The following is an 18,508-nucleotide window of genomic DNA, read 5'->3' on the forward strand; positions in this document are numbered from 1 at the left end:
GGGCGGCACGGCTCCGTCCCGGAACGTGGGTGTGAGTGCCGCAGCCACCCTCGCCCTCGGCTGCGTATGCGGTCCAATACGCTCCTGCGCGATTCCATGCTGATCTGGCATAGGCTTCGGGGCGTGGATCTGGTGGGAGCGTGTCGCGCGTTCGTCAGCGTCAGCCAGTACGGCAGTTTCACCGACGGAGCGGCAGCGGCCCGGATGTCCCAGTCGGTGGCGAGCCGTCGGGTTGCCGCCCTTGAAGAGCGCTTCGGTGAGCCGCTGTTCGAGCGCACGTCGAGGCGTGCCGTTCTCACGCCCTTCGGGCGGGACATGCTGCCGACGGCCCGGCAGCTCGTACAGGCGGCCGACGTGCTCCTCGACGAGGCGGAAGCCGTCAAGCGCAAGCCGTGGCGGCTCGCGGTGCCCGGCGTCTGCTCCACGGCCGGGCTCGCCCGCCTCGTCGCCGAGGCGCGCGGTCACGGCATCACGCTCGACCTGCGGGTGGCGGCGCCTACGCAGCGCAGGGAGCTTCTGCGCGCACAGCAGGTACGTGCCGCCCTGCTGGCGGTGCCCGCGGACGAGGCGGCGTGGTCCGTGCCGCTCGGCCTCGCGAGCGCGGGGGATCCGGGGGTGCAGCGGGTCTACCTCGAGACGCTGCGGGTGGGGCGCGCCTGGCCCGGCCCGGCGCGCCGCGTCTGGATCCAGCCGGAGGACGACGTGCCGCACATCCGCGATCCGCTGACGCGGCTGCGCGACGCGGTGGGGCTGCGCCCCGCGCAGCTCGTCGCTGCCGATCTGACGAGCGCCGCGGCCGAGGTGCTCTGCTCGGGCGACCTGCTGCTGTGCTCTCCGGCGCAGGCCGAGGAACTCGCCCTGGCCTGGCGGCCCATCGGCGAGATCGCTCTCGGCCGGGGGTTCGCCCTGGCCGCGGCGGCGGACGGCAACCCGCAGTCCATCGAAGCACGCCTGGGCGACGCCATCGCCCGCTGCCTGGGCGCGGAGGCCCGGGCCGGGATCAGGGGAGGCACGGCAGCATGAACGGTGCCAGGGGAAGCGGCAGTTGTTCCGCCGGTATGAACGGTGGCATGTCCGGCGGCGTGCAGGGAGGCACATTCGGCGGCTCGTCCGCCGGGGTGAACGGCAGCATGCATGGGGGTACTTCGGCCGGGACGCACGGCGGTACTCCGGCCGGGGCGCCCGGCGGGACACCCGCCGGGACGTACGGCGGGACGTACGGCGGGACACCCGCCGAGATGCACGGTGGGGCATCCGGTGGCGTGCCCGCCGCGCACGGCAGCACATCCGCCACCACGCACGGCAGCACACCCGCCACCACATACGGCGGCAGCACACCCACCGCCACGTACGCCAGCACCCCCACCACCACCTACGGCAACACGAACACCGAAGCCCTGCTGCGCGACATCCGGGAGCAGTTGAGCGACGGCGGCCTGCGCGGGTGTCTGCTCGTGCGGGATCTGCACACGGGCGACGAGTTGGGGATCGAGGCGGACACCCAGCTGCCCTCCGCCTCCCTGGTCAAGGTCCCGCTCGCGCTCGCGACGGTGGAGCGCATCCGACGGGGCGAGCTCGACGGGTCCACGATGCTGGAGGTGCAGCCCGGGCGGGTCACGACGCCGGGGCCGACCGGCCTGAGCCGCTTCCGTCACCCCGCCCGCATCGCGATCGACGACCTGCTCTACCTGAGCGTCTGCCTGAGTGACGGCATGGCCGCCGACGCGCTGTTCGAACTCACCCCGCCCGCCGAGGTCTCCGCCATCCTCCACGAGCTCGGCATCCGCGGCATCACCGTCCGGCACACCGTGGACGAGCTGTCCGACACCCCCGTGGAGCGCTTCGACGCCGATCAAATACATCTCGCCCACGCCCTGGCCATTGACGCAGGCACCAGCGGGCGCGGACACCGGGTGCCCCAGCTCGACACCACCCGCGCCAATACCGGCAGCGCACGTACCTGGGTCGACCTGCTCCAGGCTCTGTGGACACCGTCGAAGGTCCACCCGGATGTGGCCGCGCGGCTGCGCGACCTCATGGCTCACAATGTGCTGCGCCACCGGCTGACCCCGGACTTCAGCTCCGACGCCAGCACCTGGTCGTCCAAGACCGGCACCCTGCTCAACCTCCGCCACGAGATCGGCGTCGTCGAGCATTCCGACGGCCAGTCCTTCGCGATCGCCGTCCTGACCGAGTCCCTCGTGCCCGCCGGCGCGCAACCCGGTGCCGACGCCCTGATGGCGCAGGCCGCTCGCAGCCTGCGCGACCACCTCCGCCAGCTCTAGCCGAGCCCGCGACGAACTCCCTCACCAGGCATAACAGTTGACCTGCCGCCCTGTAGGCTCGGAAGATCCTTCCAGGCCGGGGGCGGGCCGGCGCACCTCGCCCGCCACGCACTGAAGACGGTCAGACACATAGTGGAGCCACCGATGACTGCAGAAGACGCCGACGTCCTCATCGACACCAGCAAGCCGCACCCGGCGCGTGTCTACGACTGGCTTCTGGGCGGCAAGGACAACTATCTCGTCGACCAGGAGATGGGCGAGAAGCTGCCGCCCGAGGCGCGCGCGAACGCGGCGCGGAACCGGGCGTTCATGCATCGCGCCGCAGCCTGGCTGGCTGACAACGGTGTCAGGCAGTTCCTCGACATCGGTACCGGCATCCCCACCGCACCGAACCTGCACCAGATCGTCCAGGCGATCGCCCCTGACTGCCGGGTCGTGTACGCCGACAACGACCCCATCGTGCTGCGGCACGCCGAGGCCCTGCTGGTCAGCAGTCCGGAAGGCGCAACGGACTATGTGCAGGCCGATGTGCGCAGGCCCGCGGCGATCCTCGATCACGCCCGCGAACTCCTGGACTTCGACCGACCCATCGCGCTCTCCCTCATCGCCCTGATGCACTTCATCACCGACGACGAAGACCCGTACGGCCTCACGCGCACCTTGGTGGACGCGCTGCCGTCCGGCAGTTACCTGGTGCTCTCCCACGGCACCACCGACGAGCACCCCGACCTCGCGGACTCCGTCACCGACACCTACAAGAAGGGCCAGGTGCCCTTGCGGATGCGGCGCCGCGACGAGGTCGAGCGCTTCTTCGAGGGACTGGAAATGGTCGATCCCGGCCTGGTGACGGCCACGCACTGGTACAAGGAAACGCCCGCGCCCAAGGCCGAGTTGAGCGGTTTCTACGTCGCGGTCGCCCGCGTACCCTGAGCCGGGCGCGGCCCCGCCGGGGTGCGCCACCTCGCAAGACGCGGCGGCACACCCCGGCGGGACGAGGATCACCCGGCCTGATCCGGCACGTCCGCTGCGGGAGCCGGCTCGGGCATGCCCCGGGCCACGACCGCACCGGCCACCAGCCCCACGGCGGCCAGCACGGCGGCGACCAGGAACGGGTCGAAGGAGTGCAGGGCCGGGGCGAACCCGATCCCCACGCAGACCGCCACCCCGCTCGCGCCGCCCAGTTGGTCGGCCGCGCGCTGGACGCCCGAGGCGATACCGGCGTCCTCCGCGGTGACTCCGCTGACGGCGACGGACTGCAGTCCTACGATGCCGAATGCCATCCCGGCCGCGATCAGGAGCATGGCCGGGATCATCACCATGCCGCCCGCCCGCAGGGCCGAGGCGAGCGCGATCGCGGCCATCGCGGCCGCGGTGAACCCGATGCCGGCCAGCACACACACGCGTGCTCCCCAGCGCTCCAGCAGACGCGGCACGAGCACCGAGAACACGATCAGCGAGACCGCCAGAGGCAGCATGGTCAGGCCCGCACCCAGCGGACCCATGTTCAACCTCTCCTGCAGATAGAAGGTGAACAGCAGGAACGAGGTCGACAACGCCCCGCTCAGCAACACCGTGACCAGGTTGGCCGTCACCCGCGTGCGATTGGCGAAGAAGCGCGGCGGCACCAACGGATTGCGCGAGCGTGCCTCGACCCGCACGAACCAGGCCCCGGCCGCCACCGCCCCCGCCAGCGCCGCAGGAGCCACCCATACGGGCATTCCGGGTTCGCCGGCCTCCACCACGCCGAAGACGAACAGCAACGGACCGGCGGTCAGCAGCAGCGCGCCGGGGAGGTCCAACGGCGGGGCCTGCTTGGCCACGGTCCGGTCCCTGTCGATATCGATGAGGAAGACGGCTGCCAGCAGCACGACCAGGATGAACGGCACCGAGATCAGGAAGATCCACCGCCACCCCAAGTGGGCGGTGATGATCCCGGACAGAACGAATCCGAGCACGAGACCGCAACTGGCCACTGCTGCCCATACGCCCAGAGCCCGCGACCGGCGCGGTCCTTCGGGGAACAGCAGAACGATGGTCGCCATCGCGGCAGGCAGGGCGATGGCCTCACCGGCGCCTTGCAGCAGGCGCGCGACCACCAGCAGGGCGAAACTGGGGGCCAGGCCGGCCAGTAGGGACGCGGCGCCGAACAGGCCCGTGCCGAGCAGCAGCATGCGCCGCCGACCCAACAGGTCGCCAAGTCGGCCGCCGAGCAACAGCATCCCGCCGCCGGTGACGGTGTAACCGACCACGACCCAGGTCAGGGCGCGCCCGTCGACGTCGAAGTCGGCGCCGATCGAGGGCAGGGCGATGTTGACCACGGTCACGTCGACCGCGACGAAGAACTGCAGCATGGACATCGCGCACAGAACCAGCCATGCGCGAGCAGAAGACGGGCTGTGCCCGCGAGAGATGAGGACGTTGGGGAACATCAGGTGCTCCGTTGCTCAGAAGTAGCTCCGAGCAGCACGAACGTGCCGCTCCGGTCTGATCACGAAGCGGCTGGACGTCCGGGAAAGGGTGTGAGTGGGACGCCCGCCGCTAGCGGGGCGTCCTGGTCACCGCGGCGCAAGCGGCCGCGCACGAAGCAGCAGACATGCCGGGAAGGCTATCAGGCAGGGAAGCTGCGCATACTTGCGCGAACCTGACCTGCAAGATTCGGGGGCGGGTACTACTCTCGCGGCCATGGTCGAACACGATGCCCTCACTGCTACCCGCGAGGCTTACGACGCCGCTGCCGTCACGTATGAGCAGCTGTTCCGTGACTCGCTGCGCGACACCCCTCTGGACCGCGCCTTCTTGGGTGCCTTCGCCGAGGTCGTCAGTGCGGGTGGGGGAGGTCAGGTCGCGGACCTTGGCTGCGGGCCTGGCCATGTCACCGCTTATCTGGCCCGGTTGGGGCTGTCGGCGTTCGGCGTCGATGCCTCGCCCGCGATGATCGAGTTGGCGCGGGAGGCCAGTCCGGACCTGCGGTTCGAGGTGGGCTCGATGGCCGCGCTGGATATCGCTGACGATGCGCTCGGCGGCGTACTCTCCCGCTGGTCCATCATCCACACTCCGCCGCAAGAACTCCCCGTGATCCTGGCGGAGTTCCATCGTGTGCTGGCCCCCGGCGGTCACCTGCTGATCGGCTTCTGGGCGAGCGAGGACGCTGCCAACCCGACGCAGGTCTTCGATCACGCGGTAGCGCCGGCCTACCGGTGGTGGCCCGATCGCCTCGCCGGGATGCTGCGCGAGGCCGGCTTGGCCGAGGTGGCCCGGATGGTCCGCGAGCCCCAGCCCACCGACCGGCGGCAGTTCAAGGGGATCCACCTGCTCGCCCGCAAGGCATGAACAGGGTCCTGGCGGGCGGCAGTCGGGGGCGACTGGCGGTACTGCCGTGGATCAGGAGAACAGGACCGACCTGAGCTTCAACCGCTCGCCCGCGCCGCCCGTCCGGGGACGCATCGTGAACTGGTCGCCGGTGCAGTCGGCGTTCGTGAAGGCGATCGCGAAGGAGCCGGTGCGGTTTCTGGGGGAGTGGGCGGGCGGCTGGTCGTACTCCCGGGCTGCCTCGGGGAGCGTGATGCACTCTCCGCCTGCCGGGTCATGCAGCGTGACCTGCCCTTCCTCGCCCGAGCCGAGGTCGATGTAGGTGTAGTCGAAGTCGCCCTCGGCCGCGTACGCGGAGCCGGGGACGGTCAGGATCAGCACGGCGGCGCCGGCCGCGGCAGCCAGTGTGTGACGAAGACGCATGGATCGCTTTCCTCTGCTGGGAACGGCACAGGAGCGCACCCCGCGCTCCCGTCCTGATCAGCAGGGGTACCCGATGTGCGCCGGATCCGCCGGTGAAACGATCCGCCCTCACCCGTTCGGGCCCCGGCAGGGTCCATGTCCGGGCCCCGGCCGGTCCCATGGCGCCGATTTGGCAAGCACGCAAACAAACGCAAAGGTTGCGCTATTCTTGCGCGCATGACGCGACGACTTGCTCAGGTGGCGCGGAAGGTCGGGGTCAGCGAGGCCACGGTCAGCCGGGTGCTCAACAACAAGCCCGGGGTCTCCGACGCGACTCGGCAGTCCGTGCTCTCGGCCCTGGACGTGCTGGGGTACGAACGGCCCACACAGCTGCGCGGCGAGCGGGCCCGGCTCGTGGGTCTTGTGCTGCCCGAGCTGCAGAACCCGATCTTCCCGGCCTTCGCGGAGGTGATCGGCGGTGCACTCGCCCAGCAGGGGCTGACCCCGGTGCTGTGCACCCAGACGAAGGGCGGCGTCTCCGAGGAGGATTACGTCGAGTTGCTGCTGCAACAGCAGGTCTCCGGCGTCGTGTTCGCCGGCGGTCTCTACGCGCAGGCGGATGCCCCGCACGAGCACTACAAGCGGCTCTCGGCGCGCAAGATCCCGGTGGTCCTGGTCAACGCGGCCATCGAGCGGCTCGGATTTCCCGCGGTGTCCTGTGACGACGCGGTCGCGGTGGAACAGGCGTGGCGCCATCTCTCCTCGCTCGGTCACCGCCGCATCGGCCTGGTGCTCGGGCCCGCCGATCACATGCCCTCGCAGCGCAAGCTGGCCGCGGCCCGGGCCCTTGTCGAGCAGGTCGGCGGTGTCCTGCCCGAGGAGCATGTGGCGCGGGGGATGTTCTCGATCGAGGGCGGACAGGCCGCCGCCGCACGGCTCCTGGACGCCGGGGTCACCGGCATCGTCTGCGCGAGCGACCCCCTCGCGCTGGGCGCGGTGCGCGCCGCGCGCCGCCGGGGTCTCGGCGTCCCGCGCGACGTCTCGGTGGTCGGCTACGACGACTCGGCGTTCATGACCTGCACCGAGCCCCCGTTGACCACGGTGCGCCAGCCCATCGAGGCCATGGGCCGCGCCGCGGTCGAGATTCTCACCCTGAAGATCGGCGGGAGCGCGGTGCCCACGGAGGAGCTCCTCTTCGAGCCCGAGCTCGTGGTGCGCGGATCGACGGGGCAGCCGCCGCAGGAGTAGGCGCGGATCGGCGCGGGCGGATGCGGATCGGCGCCGATCGACCCGGAGCCACCGGAGGGACCAGGCGGGCCGGAGGGGCCGGGGGCGCCAGTCGGGCCTACGGGCACCGAAACGTCTCTCGCCCCGCCGGGCGACCATTACCCACGTACTGTCAATTTATTGCAATTATCGCGCGATATATGGCGCGTTTCTGCTGGCGGTGCTTAAGTGAGCGCCGCCACACAGTCCGCGCAGCTGTGGGCTTCCCGCTCCTTCATGCCGTCCCTGTCCCCACGCGCGGGCGGCGCTGTCCAAAGGGGTCCACCGATGAGCAGCTCCGCAATGCCGCACCTCCCACGCACCCGCCACCGCACGTCAAGCAGCAAGCCGGGCCGCGGCCGCACCCACCGCCGTACGACCGCGGTCGCCGCCGTCTCCGCCCTTGCCCTCACAGCCCTCGCGGCCTGCGGAACCAGCAGCAGCGACGACGGTGACTCAGACGGCGACAGTGGCGGCAACGCCGACGCCGCCGCCCCGCTGGATCCCGGGACCAAGGTGACGCTCACCATCGACTGCATGCCGCCGGCCGCCGAGAAGGCCGAGCTCAAGCAGTGGAAAGAGGACGTCGCGGCGTTCAACAAGAAGTACCCGAACGTCACGATCGAGGGGAAGCAGACCGACCCCTGTCTGGAGCCTCCCCGCTTCACGGCGATGCTGAAGGCGAAGTCCCAACCGGACGTCTTCTACACCTACTTCACCGACCTGCAGCAGGTCCTGGACAACGACGGCGCCCAGGACATCAGCGCGTACGTCAACGACAAGTCCGTACCGGCACTCAAGGACATGGACCCGAACGTCCTGAACGTCCTGAAGAAGGACGGCAAGACCTACGGCCTGCCCTTCAGCAACTACACGATGGGCCTGCTCGTCAACCGCAAGCTCTTCGAGAAGGCCGGTCTCGACCCCAACTCGCCACCGACCACCTGGGAGGGGGTCCGCAGCGCCGCCAAGAAGATCGCCGCGCTCGGCGACGGAGTGGCGGGCTTCGGGGAGTACAGCGCCGGCAACAACGGCGGCTGGCACTTCACCGCCACCACCTACGGTCTCGGCGGTGACATCGTGAGCAAGGACGGCACCAAGGCCGCCTTCAACAACGACACCGGCAAGCAAATAGTCGACAACCTCAAGGCCATGCGCTGGGACGACGACAGCATGGGCAAGACCCAGCTCCTGAAGTGGGGCGATCTGCAGAAGCAGATGGCCGCCGACAAGCTGGGCATGTTCCTGGCCGCGCCCGACGACATCACCTACATGGTGCAGAACCTCGGCGCGAAGTACGAGGACTTCGGGATGGGCCCGATACCCGGCCAGCAGGCCACGCTCTTCGGCGGTAACGACTACATGATCAAAAAGGGTAGTTCGCCCGACCAGATCAAGGCCGCGATCGCCTGGATCAACTTCAAGTTCCTCACCGTGGGCAAGGGCCAGTTCGACTGGGCCCGCACCAAGGCGGACGGCCTGCCCGTCGGGCTGCCGCAGCCGAACTTCTGGACCGGTGACAGCAAGGCCAAGGACGACAAGGCCCGTGCGGCGAGTTCGACCATGCCCGTCGAGAATTTCCAGGCGTTCACCGAGAAGCCCGTCACCGGCAAGGCCGAGCCGCCCAAGGCCCAGGAGGTCTACAAGGTCCTCGACACCCTGATGTCGGCTGTTCTCACCAACAAGGACGCCGACGCGGACAAGCTCCTGAAGACCGCCGAGCAGCAGGTCAACCAGGTCCTGGCCAACCAGTGACGTCCCCGCCCGCCCTCTCCGAGAACAAGACCCGGCCGTCTCCCAGGACGGACAGCCGGGTCCGGCGCCCCGAACGCGACGCGTTCATGGCGGCGTTCAAGCGCAACCTCACCGCCCACGCCTTCCTGATCGGCGCGCTCCTGTGCTTCTCGATCTTCTCCTGGTATCCGATGGTCAGGGAGTTCATCCTGGCCTTCCAGAAGACCGAGAACGGCGAGACGGTGTGGGCGGGCTGGTCCAACCTCACCTATATCTTCAACGACCCGGCCTTCTGGCAGGCCTGGCGCAACACCCTGCTGTTCACCGGCCTCGCGCTGCTCCTCGGTTTCGCCGTGCCCTTCGCCGTCGCTCTCGTGCTCAACGAATTCCGGCACGGGCGGGGCTACTTGAGGCTGCTCGTCTATCTTCCGGTGATGCTGCCGCCGGTGGCCTCGGTGCTGCTCTTCAAGTACTTCTACGACCCCGGATACGGTCTGTTCAACCGCATCCTGGAATCCGTCGGCCTGCCAGGACAGGCCTGGCTGCAGGACACCGACACCGCGATGATCTCCGTGGTCATCGCCGCCACCTGGATGAACATGGGCGGCGCGACACTGATCTACCTGGCCGCGCTGCAGTCGATACCCGGAGAGCTGTACGAGGCGGCCGAGCTGGACGGCGCGGGCATCCTGCGCAGGATCTGGCACGTCACCATCCCGCAGACCCGCCTCATCCTCTCGCTGATGCTGCTCCTGCAGATCATCGCCACCATGCAGGTATTTGTGGAACCGTTCCTGCTCACCGGCGGCGCGGGCCCCGAGGGCGCCACTTTGACCGTCGTCCACCTCATCTACCAGTACGCGTTCACCTTCAACAACTACGGCAGCGCGGCGGCGCTCGGCCTGGTCCTGCTCGTGCTGCTGGCCGGGTTCTCGGCCGCGTACGTACGACTGAGCCGCGCGGGCAGCGAAGACTAGCCGGGGGAGACGACGGACATGAGCACACGCACCCTGATCTCCCCGGCCCAGCTGGCCCGCCCCCGCGGCAAGGTCCTGTACTGGATCGCCTTCGCCGTGGTGACGATCGTCTTCACCCTGGTGTTCGTCGGCCCGTTGTACTGGATGGTCATCAGCGGCCTGAAGTCCCCGCAGGAATTCGCCCGGACGCCGCCCACCCTGATCCCCGACGCCGTCCACCCGCAGAACTACGCGGACGCCTGGGGCGTGATGGACCTGGCGCGGCTCCTGTTCAATACCCTGTACTACGCGTTCGGGGCGCTCGCCTTCCAGCTGGTCTTCGACGTCGCCGCCGCCTACTCGCTCTCCAAGCTGCGGCCCGTGTTCGGCAAGGCGATCCTCGGGATGATGCTGCTCACCCTGATGATCCCGGCCACGGTCCTGGTCGTACCGCAGTATCTGACCGTCCTCGACGTGCCGGTAGTCGAGCGCAACCTCATCAACTCGCCCTGGGCGATCTGGCTTCCCTCGGTGACCAACGCCTTCAACATCTTCCTGCTCAAGCGGTTCTTCGACTCCATCCCGCGCGAGCTCCTGGACGCCGCCGCCATCGACGGCGCCTCCTCGATGCGCACCCTGCGCTCCGTGGTACTGCCGCTGTCCCGGCCGATCCTCGGCGTCGTGTCGATCTTCGCGGTGGTCGCGGTCTGGAAGGACTTCCTGTGGCCGATGCTGACCCTGCCCGATCCCGGCAAGCAGACCGTCAATGTCGGTATCTACTCCCTGGCCGCCAGCGTCTCCGAGAACTGGCTCCTGGCCGCCCTCGCCATCGCCTCACTGCCGACGCTGATCATCTTCCTGATCTTCCAGCGCAACATCATGAGCGGCCTGAGCGCCGGCAGCCTCAAGGGCTGAGCCCGGGCCCGTCCGGCACACCCCGCCACCGCCCAAGCGCCGCGGCGACGGGCCCCACCTGCCCGAAAGGAACCTCACGTGGCAGACACCTCTCCGCCCGGCGCCTCCTGGTGGCGCTCGGCCGTCATCTATCAGGTGTACGTACGCAGCTTCGCGGACGGTGACGGCGACGGCACCGGCGACCTCGCGGGCGTCCGCGCCAAGCTTCCCTACCTCGCCGAACTCGGCGTCGACGCGCTGTGGTTCAGCCCGTGGTACCTCTCGCCCATGGTCGACGGCGGCTACGACGTCGCCGACTACCGCGTGATCGACCCCGCGTTCGGCACCGTCGCCGAGGCGGAGAAACTGATCGCGGAGGCCCGCGCTCTCGGCATCCGTACCATCGTCGACATCGTCCCCAACCACGTGTCCGACCAGCACGCCTGGTTCAAGGCGGCCCTGGCCGCGGGACCCGGCGCCCCCGAGCGTGATCTCTTCCACTTCCGCCCCGGCCGGGGCGCACACGGTGAACTACCGCCCAACGACTGGCCGTCACAGTTCTCGGCCACGGCCTCGACCTGGACCCGCGTCCAGGACGGCGAGTGGTACCTCCACCTCTTCGCCCCCGAGCAGCCCGACCTCAACTGGGCCCACCCGGTGGTCCGCAGGGAGCACGAGGATGTCCTGCGGTTCTGGTTCGAGCGGGGCGTGGCCGGCGTACGAATCGACTCCGCGGCCCTGCTCGCCAAGGACCCCGCCCTGCCCGACTTCACCGAGGGAGTCGACCCGCACCCGTTCGTCGACCGCGACGAACTGCACGACATCTACCGCTCCTGGCGGGCCGTCGCCGACGAGTACGCGGCCGTCTTCGTCGGTGAGGTCTGGCTCCCCGACGCGGAACGCTTCGCCCGCTATCTGCGCCCGGACGAGTTGCACACCGCCTTCAACTTCTCCTTCCTGTCCTGCCCCTGGGACCCGCGGCGGTTGCGCGCCTCCATCGAGGCCACCCTCGCCGAGCACGCCCCGGTCGGCGCCCCCGCCACCTGGGTGCTGTGCAACCACGACGTGACCCGCACGGTGACCCGCTACGGCCGCCGGGACACCGGCTTCGACTTCAGCACGAAAACCTTCGGCACCCCCACCGACCTGTCCCTCGGTACCCGCCGCGCCCGCGCCGCGGCCCTGCTCGCCCTCGCGCTGCCCGGCGCGGTCTACATCTACCAGGGCGAGGAACTGGGCCTGCCCGAGGCCGACATCCCCCTCGACCGCATCCAGGACCCCATGCACTTCCGCTCCGGCGGGAGCGACCCCGGCCGTGACGGCTGCCGGGTGCCGCTGCCCTGGACGGCCGCCGAACCGCACGCGGGCTTCGGATCGATGACCGGCCCCTGGCTGCCGCAGCCGCGGAGCTGGCCCTCGTACGCCGCTGACCTCCAAGCCGCGGACCCCCGCTCGATGCTCGCCCTCTACCGCACCGCTCTGCGCCTGCGCCGCATCGAACCGGGCCCGGGAGACGGCCCGCTGACCTGGCTGCCGTCGGCCGAGGGCGTCCTGGCCTTCGTACGCGAACCGGGCCTGGCCTGCGTCGTCAATCTCACCGAAGAAGCCTGCGAACTCCCCGCCCACACAAGCCTGCTGCTGGCCAGCGGCCCCCTGGACGAGGCAGGCAGGCTGCCGCGGGACACGGCGGTCTGGCTGCGCGTCTGACGCCGTCGGCCATACGTCTCGGCTGCCGCCGCGCTGCCGACGGTGGACCGGGAGTGCAGGATTCCGGCGGTGCAGACGGCCAGCGCGCGGTGGCGCTCCGCGAAGACGGTCGGCAGCAGTTCCGGCAGGGTGTGGACGGTCGAGTACCAGGCGACGATGCCGCCGAGACTGCTGTCCGCGGCGTCGAGGGCGGTCATCGATCCCTCGGTGAACCGCAGGCCAGGATGTGTTCTGCGGGCGACCGTGATCATCTCGGGAGAGAGGTCAATGCCGAGGGCGTCAACTCCCCATGCGTGGAGAAAAGCCGTGATGCGGCCCGGGCCGCAGCCGAGGTCGGCGACCGGGCCTGTGTCTGGCCGGACGAGTTCGGAGAACGCCGTGAGCATGGCGCGATCCAGTGGTTGGGTTCCCAACTCGGTGCGGATCAGGGCCTCGTAGTTCTCGGCCACGGTGTCGTAAGCCGTGCGCGTGGTGCGCAGATAGGTCGCTTCGGTCACGGTTGATGACCATAGCCCTGCGCTTCTCTTTCGACCGCGATCACCCGATGGCCGGGCCCCCTTGAGCAGGTGGCCGGAACGCCATGGGCGGCCCGGATAAACCCCGGGCAGAGCAAGATCACTGTTTCGAGTGCCGCTAACGGTCGTATCGGGCGAGGCAGGGACAACGGCCGTTAAATGGTCCCCGGATCCGCACGCATTTCCTGAGATCGCCCCTCAACTTCCATTTTCGCGGTTTGGCGCACCCATGCCCTTGACCTGTCTCGCGAAGGAGAGCTCGCCCGATGACCGTTGAGACCAGCCCGGAAGCACAGCTGGAGCCACCCCGGCAGACCAGTCTGGGCACTGCGGCTGCCCGAAACCTCGCCACCACGACCAAGTCCGCCCCGCAGATGCAGGAGATCACCTCCCGCTGGCTGCTGCGGATGCTCCCCTGGGTGGAGACCAAGGGCGGCGCCTACCGGGTCAACCGCCGGCTGAGCTACACCGTCGGAGACGGACGTATCGAGTTCATCCAGGACGGTGGCGACGTCCGGGTGATCCCACGGGAGCTCGGCGAACTTGCCATGCTGCGCGGCTTCGACGACGTGGAGGTGCTCAAGGCGATCGCGGACCGGTGCGTCCAGCGTGACTTCCGCGCCGGCGAGGTCCTCGTCGAGCGCGGCACCCCCGCCGAGCAGCTCCACCTGATCGCCCACGGCCGGATCAACCGTAAATCCGTCGGCAAGTACGGCGACGAGGTCGGTCAAGGTGTCCTCGCCGACGGCGACCGGTTCGGCGAGCAGGCCCTTCTGGACACCGACGCCAGATGGGACTCCACCGCCACCGCCGAGACGGCCGGCACCCTGCTCACCCTCTCCCGCGAAGACTTCGCCGCCGTACAGGCCTCGGCGCCGAGCCTGCAGACCCACCTCGCGGAGTTCAGGCGACTGCCCGAGCAACGCCAGAACAAGCACGGCGAGGCCGAGATCGCGATGTCGGCCGGGCACACCGGCGAATTCGCGCTGCCCGGCGCCTTCGTCGACTACGAGCTCAAGCCGCGTGAGTACGAACTCTCCGTCGCCCAGACCGTTCTGCGGGTCCGCACCAGGGTCGCCGACCTCTACAACGGGCCGATGAACCAGACCGAGGAGCAGCTCAGGCTCACCATCGAGGCGCTGCGCGAGCGCCAGGAGGACGAGCTGATCAACAACCGGGAGTTCGGCCTGCTCCACAACGCCGACTTCAAGCAGCGGATCCAGCCCCACACGGGCCCGCCGACCCCGGACGACCTCGACGAACTGCTCTGCCGCCGCCGCGGCACGAAGCTTCTGCTCGCCCATCCCAAGACGATCGCGGCGATCGGGCGCGAGTTCAACGCCCGCGGGCTCTACCCCGACCACGTCGACCTCGGCGGACAGTCGGTGCCTGCCTGGCGCGGGGTCCCGATCCTGCCCTGCAACAAGATTCCCATCAGCAAGGAGCAGACCAGCTCCATCCTCGCCATGCGTATCGGCGAGGACAACCAGGGCGTCATCGGTCTGCACCAGACCGGCCTGCCGGAGGAGTACGAGCCGGGCCTGTCCGTGCGCTTCATGGGCATCAACGAACAGGCGATCATCTCCTACCTGGTCAGCACCTACTACTCCGCCGCGATCCTGGTGCCCAGCGCGCTCGGCGTCCTGGAGAACGTGCAGATCGCCCGCAGGCCCGCCTAGCGGATCCGGGGATCCGAGGATCCGCCGCACGGCCACGACAGCCCGGACCTTCCCGGGCCCGGGCACGTATGTCCGGGCCCGGGAAAGACCGCCCATCCCAGCAAGGAGCCACGGATGCCCGACTCCGGGTCTTCCCCTCTGCGTCCGAGCCCGCCCGCAGCCGCGGCTCGTTTCGGGGCCCCTGTCCCCACGTTCACCCACGGCGTTCCGGCCGACCCGCCGCCGGCTCCCCGGCAGGCGAGCCCCGTCCTGGAGCGGATCCTGTGCGGCCCCAGCGGCCTTGGTACGGCGGGCCTGAGCCTGGCCCGGCGTGCGGAGCCGGCGGCTCCCGAAGGGCCCTCGGCTCCTGAAGCCCCTGCGGCCCCCGAGGCGCCGGCGGACGCCCTGCACATTCCCGGCCTGTACTACCACCCGGTGGCCGAGCCCGACCCGGTGCGGGTGGAGGAGGTCAGTCGCAGGATCAAGGACTGGGCGGTGGAGGAGGTCGAGCTGTTTCCCGAGGAGTGGGAGGGGCAGTTCGACGGTTTCTCCGTCGGGCGTTACATGGTCGCCTGTCATCCGGACGCTCCGTCCATCGAGCACCTGATGATCGCCACCCGGCTCATGGTCGCCGAGAACGCGGTCGACGACTGCTACTGCGAGGACCACGGGGGTTCGCCCATCGGCCTCGGGGGACGTCTGCTCCTTGCGCACACCGCCCTCGACCACCTGCACACCACGCAGGAATACCAGCCCCAGTGGGCCCAGTCGCTGCACGCGGACGCCCCGCGGCGCGCCTACCGCTCCGCGATGGAGTACTTCGTCCAGCAGGCGAGCGCCTCCCAGGCGGACCGTTATCGGCACGACATGGCCCGGCTGCACCTGGGCTATCTCGCGGAGGGCGCCTGGGCCCAGACGGACCACACGCCCGAGGTGTGGGAGTACCTGGTGATGCGCCAGTTCAACAACTTCCGCCCGTGCCCCACCATCACCGACACCGTCGGCGGCTACGAACTGCCCGCCGACCTGCATGCCCAGCCGGCCATGCAGCGGGTCCTGGCGCTCGCCGGGAACGCCAGCACCATCGTCAACGACCTGTACTCGTACACCAAGGAACTTGCCAGCCCCGGACGGCACTTGAACCTGCCCGTGGTGATCGCCGAGCGCGAGGACGCCTCCGAACGCGATGCCTATCTGAAGGCGGTCGAGGTCCACAACGACCTCATGCGCGATTTCGAGGCCGCGTCCGCCGCTCTGGCCGAGGCCGCCCCCGCCCCGAGCGTGCTGCGCTTCCTGCAGGGCGTGGCCGCCTGGGTCGACGGCAACCACTACTGGCACCAGACCAACACCTACCGCTACAGCCTGCCCGATTTCTGGTAAGGACGGAAACAACTGTGACCAGCACCGAGTTCACCACCGCCAACAGCGCCGCCGCGTTCGTTCCCGCCCCGGCGACGCCCTACCAGGGCGACATCGCGCGTTACTGGAACAACGAGGCCCGGCCCGTGAACCTGCGCCTCGGCGACGTGGACGGGCTCTACCACCACCACTACGGCATCGGCGAGGTCGACCACGCCGCCCTGGGCGACCCCGACGACAGCGAGCACGAGAAGAAGCTGATCACCGAGCTGCACCGGCTTGAATCGGCGCAGGCCGATGTCCTCATGGACCACCTCGGTCCGCGCGGACACGACGACATGCTCGTGGACGCCGGCTGTGGCCGCGGTGGTTCGATGGTCATGGCGCACCAACGATTCGGCTCCAGGGTCGAGGGCGTCACGCTCTCGGCCAAGCAGGCCGACTTCGCCAATCAGCGGGCCGAGGAACTGCGCATCCAGGACCGTGTGCGGGCCCGGGTGTGCAACATGCTGGACATGCCCTTCGAGACCGGGCAGGTCGCGGGCTCGTGGAACAACGAGTCGAGCATGTACGTCGATCTGCACGACCTCTTCGCCGAGCACTCCCGGATCCTCGAGATCGGCGGCCGCTATGTGACCATCACCGGCTGCTGGAACCCGCGTTACGGCCAGCCCTCGAAGTGGGTCTCGCAGATCAACGCGCACTTCGAGTGCAACATTCACTCCCGCCGGGAGTATCTGCGCGCCATGGCCGACAACCGTCTCGTGCCGCAGGCCGTCGTCGACCTGACGCCCGCGACCCTGCCCTACTGGGAGCTGCGGGCCACGTCTTCGCTGGTCACCGGCATCGAAGAGGCGTTCATCGAGTCGTACAAGGACGGCTCCTTCCAGTACGTCCTGATCGCGGCCGACCGCGTCTGACCGATGTTCTGAGCGCGAGCGCCGGGCCCGTCATGCGGGGGTCCGGCGCTTTCGGTGCGGTCGTCCGGGGGCGCGGGCTGCCGCGGGGCGCTCTTGCTGCTCTACAGTGCGGGACGCCCGGATACGTCCGTGACGACCTACGTAGTCGAAGCGCAGAACCGTCGAAGAGGAGCAGCCACGTGGCCACCCACGCTCGTCCCGGTTCTCTCCCGCCGCCCTCCGGGTGCCGGGTTCCCGAGCTCGACCCCGCTCTCGTCGAACGATGGCAGGCCGGGGGAGGGGAACTCGTCGACCTCTTCGCCACGGCGCGCGAACGGCTCGGCGGTGTCGCCGCCTTACGGCTCGGTCCGCGCCCGACCGTCCTGATCACCTCTCCGGAGGCCGTGCAGCACGTACTCGCGCTCCATCCCGATCGGTACGTCAAGCGCTCGCACCGCGCCCGGCTGCTGATCGGTGACGGGGTCCTGGCCGCGACGGGCGAGGCTTGGCAGCGCCAACGGCGGCTATTGCAGGGGCAGTTCACGGGCCGGGGTATGCGGCGCTACGACCAGCGGATCACGGGGGCCGTCCGTGTCACCGCGGCGCGCTGGGCCGGATACGCCCGCACCGGGGAGGTCTTCGACGTCGGCGAGGAGATGCGCCGCTTCGCCCTGGACACCATCTGGCGCTCCCTGACCGGGCATCCCCTCGACCCCGAGACCGAACGCGAACTGGCCGCTGTGCCCGCCGTGGTGGCCGCGCTGCCCAGCCTCCCCGCCGACGGGGGCGCCGCCCGCGAGGCCGTCGCCGGGGAGCTGGCCCGAATCGACACGGTCGCCCGCCGCGCCATCGCGGCCGCGCGGGAGGCCGAGCCCGGGCCCGACGGTCCGGGTCTGCTGCATGTTCTGACCGAGGCGGCCCAGAAGCGTCCCGAGTACACCGACCGGCTGATCCGCGACGAGCTTGTCACCCTGCTCGTCGCCGGACACGAGACGACCGCGACCACCCTGACCTGGCTCTACCTCCTTCTTGACCGCCACCCGGAGGCGCGGGAGCAGGCCCTGGCCGCCGGCGCCGAGGGCTCTCCCGAGCGGCGACAGGCCGTCCAAGCGCTGGTCCACGAAACCCTGCGCTTCTATCCCTCGGCCTGGATCCTGCCGCGCAGCGCGGCGGAGGACGACATCCTCGCCGGGTATGAGATCGAGGCGGGCACCGACGTACTGGTCTGCCCCTACCTCACCCACCGCGACCCCGGCATCTGGGAAGCCCCGGAGCGCTTCGACCCGACGCGCTTCACCACCCCCGGCCGGCGCCCGACCGACCCCGGCAGCTACTTCCCGTTCGGCATCGGCCCCCGAGCCTGCCTGGGCCTGCAATTCGCCCTCCGCGAGTCAACGGTCCTCCTGGAACACCTGCTGCCCGCCCACACCCCGAGCTTCCACTCCACCCCGACGAAAACCACGTACAGCATCACTGTGCGCCCCGACGGCCCGACGCCTGCGGTACTGGACGGCGGGGCCTGAC

The 18,508-nt window shown here is 69.7% G+C and carries 15 protein-coding genes and 1 pseudogene; 13 read left to right on the forward strand and 3 right to left on the reverse strand.

Translation table 11 applies throughout. The annotated features are described in order from the left end of the window. Positions 1 to 123: 123 nt before the first annotated feature. The 3 genes from IE226_RS01575 to IE226_RS01585 all read left to right on the forward strand — a co-directional run bounded on the left by IE226_RS01575 (position 124) and on the right by IE226_RS01585 (position 3,215). Positions 124 to 1,023: a LysR family transcriptional regulator gene (locus tag IE226_RS01575; RefSeq protein ID WP_229870305.1), complete on the forward strand. Its 900-nt coding sequence runs from the start codon at positions 124 to 126 to the stop codon at positions 1,021 to 1,023. 374 nt (positions 1,024 to 1,397) lie between these two features. Beyond that, entirely contained in the window at positions 1,398 to 2,285 is an 888-nt protein-coding gene (locus IE226_RS01580) for a serine hydrolase (protein WP_229870428.1), read from the forward strand. Positions 2,286 to 2,429: 144 nt separating this feature from the next. Then, complete coding sequence (locus IE226_RS01585) at positions 2,430 to 3,215, forward strand: SAM-dependent methyltransferase (protein WP_190079087.1); 786 nt, start codon at positions 2,430 to 2,432, stop codon at positions 3,213 to 3,215. Between the two features lie 68 nt (positions 3,216 to 3,283). Here IE226_RS01585 and IE226_RS01590 read toward each other — a convergent pair whose 3' ends face one another. Further along, a complete protein-coding gene (locus IE226_RS01590) occupies positions 3,284 to 4,642 on the reverse strand; it encodes an MFS transporter (protein WP_190079088.1) in 1,359 nt (452 codons plus the stop codon). 325 nt (positions 4,643 to 4,967) lie between these two features. Between IE226_RS01590 and IE226_RS01595 the strand changes: the two genes are divergently transcribed. Beyond that, on the forward strand, positions 4,968 to 5,615 hold the full coding sequence (locus IE226_RS01595; protein WP_190079089.1) for a class I SAM-dependent methyltransferase: 648 nt from the start codon (positions 4,968 to 4,970) through the stop codon (positions 5,613 to 5,615). Between the two features lie 51 nt (positions 5,616 to 5,666). On the opposite strand, the gene IE226_RS01600 is transcribed toward IE226_RS01595, so the two are convergent. Continuing rightward, positions 5,667 to 6,017 carry a hypothetical protein gene (locus IE226_RS01600; RefSeq protein WP_190079090.1) on the reverse strand — a complete coding sequence of 117 codons (351 nt, stop codon included), beginning with the start codon at positions 6,015 to 6,017 and terminating at the stop codon, positions 5,667 to 5,669. Positions 6,018 to 6,233: 216 nt separating this feature from the next. Here IE226_RS01600 and IE226_RS01605 point away from each other — a divergent pair, with 216 nt between their 5' ends. The 5 genes from IE226_RS01605 to IE226_RS01625 all read left to right on the forward strand — a co-directional run bounded on the left by IE226_RS01605 (position 6,234) and on the right by IE226_RS01625 (position 12,553). After that, positions 6,234 to 7,244, forward strand: a complete 1,011-nt coding sequence (locus IE226_RS01605) for a LacI family DNA-binding transcriptional regulator (protein WP_190079091.1) — start codon at positions 6,234 to 6,236, stop codon at positions 7,242 to 7,244. Between the two features lie 321 nt (positions 7,245 to 7,565). Then, positions 7,566 to 9,017, forward strand: a complete 1,452-nt coding sequence (locus tag IE226_RS01610) for an extracellular solute-binding protein (RefSeq protein ID WP_190079539.1) — start codon at positions 7,566 to 7,568, stop codon at positions 9,015 to 9,017. A gap of 86 nt (positions 9,018 to 9,103) precedes the next feature. Further along, a complete protein-coding gene (locus IE226_RS01615) occupies positions 9,104 to 9,973 on the forward strand; it encodes a carbohydrate ABC transporter permease (RefSeq protein ID WP_229870430.1) in 870 nt (289 codons plus the stop codon). An 18-nt stretch (positions 9,974 to 9,991) separates the two neighbouring features. Further along, on the forward strand, positions 9,992 to 10,867 hold the full coding sequence (locus IE226_RS01620; RefSeq protein ID WP_190079093.1) for a carbohydrate ABC transporter permease: 876 nt from the start codon (positions 9,992 to 9,994) through the stop codon (positions 10,865 to 10,867). A gap of 78 nt (positions 10,868 to 10,945) precedes the next feature. After that, positions 10,946 to 12,553 (forward strand): glycoside hydrolase family 13 protein, encoded by a 1,608-nt coding sequence (locus IE226_RS01625; protein WP_190079094.1) that lies wholly within the window; start codon positions 10,946 to 10,948, stop codon positions 12,551 to 12,553. 92 nt (positions 12,554 to 12,645) lie between these two features. Here the strand turns inward: IE226_RS01625 and IE226_RS01630 are convergent. Beyond that, positions 12,646 to 12,939, reverse strand: a pseudogene (locus tag IE226_RS01630) (class I SAM-dependent methyltransferase); the annotation flags it as partial. 395 nt (positions 12,940 to 13,334) lie between these two features. Between IE226_RS01630 and IE226_RS01635 the strand changes: the two are divergent. From IE226_RS01635 to IE226_RS01650, 4 genes are all read left to right on the forward strand, one after another. Further along, positions 13,335 to 14,747, forward strand: a complete 1,413-nt coding sequence (locus IE226_RS01635; protein ID WP_190079095.1) for a family 2B encapsulin nanocompartment shell protein — start codon at positions 13,335 to 13,337, stop codon at positions 14,745 to 14,747. 114 nt (positions 14,748 to 14,861) lie between these two features. After that, the gene (locus IE226_RS01640; RefSeq protein ID WP_190079096.1) at positions 14,862 to 16,106 is read left to right on the forward strand and encodes a family 2 encapsulin nanocompartment cargo protein terpene cyclase; all 1,245 of its coding nucleotides are present in this window, start codon (positions 14,862 to 14,864) and stop codon (positions 16,104 to 16,106) included. Positions 16,107 to 16,120: 14 nt separating this feature from the next. Beyond that, positions 16,121 to 17,005, forward strand: a complete 885-nt coding sequence (locus IE226_RS01645; RefSeq protein WP_190079097.1) for a geranyl diphosphate 2-C-methyltransferase — start codon at positions 16,121 to 16,123, stop codon at positions 17,003 to 17,005. A gap of 179 nt (positions 17,006 to 17,184) precedes the next feature. Continuing rightward, the gene (locus tag IE226_RS01650; protein WP_229870306.1) at positions 17,185 to 18,507 is read left to right on the forward strand and encodes a cytochrome P450; all 1,323 of its coding nucleotides are present in this window, start codon (positions 17,185 to 17,187) and stop codon (positions 18,505 to 18,507) included. Position 18,508 lies beyond the last annotated feature (1 nt).

Source organism: Streptomyces longisporoflavus, assembly GCF_014649775.1.
In the GTDB taxonomy this organism is placed as follows: domain Bacteria; phylum Actinomycetota; class Actinomycetes; order Streptomycetales; family Streptomycetaceae; genus Streptomyces; species Streptomyces longisporoflavus.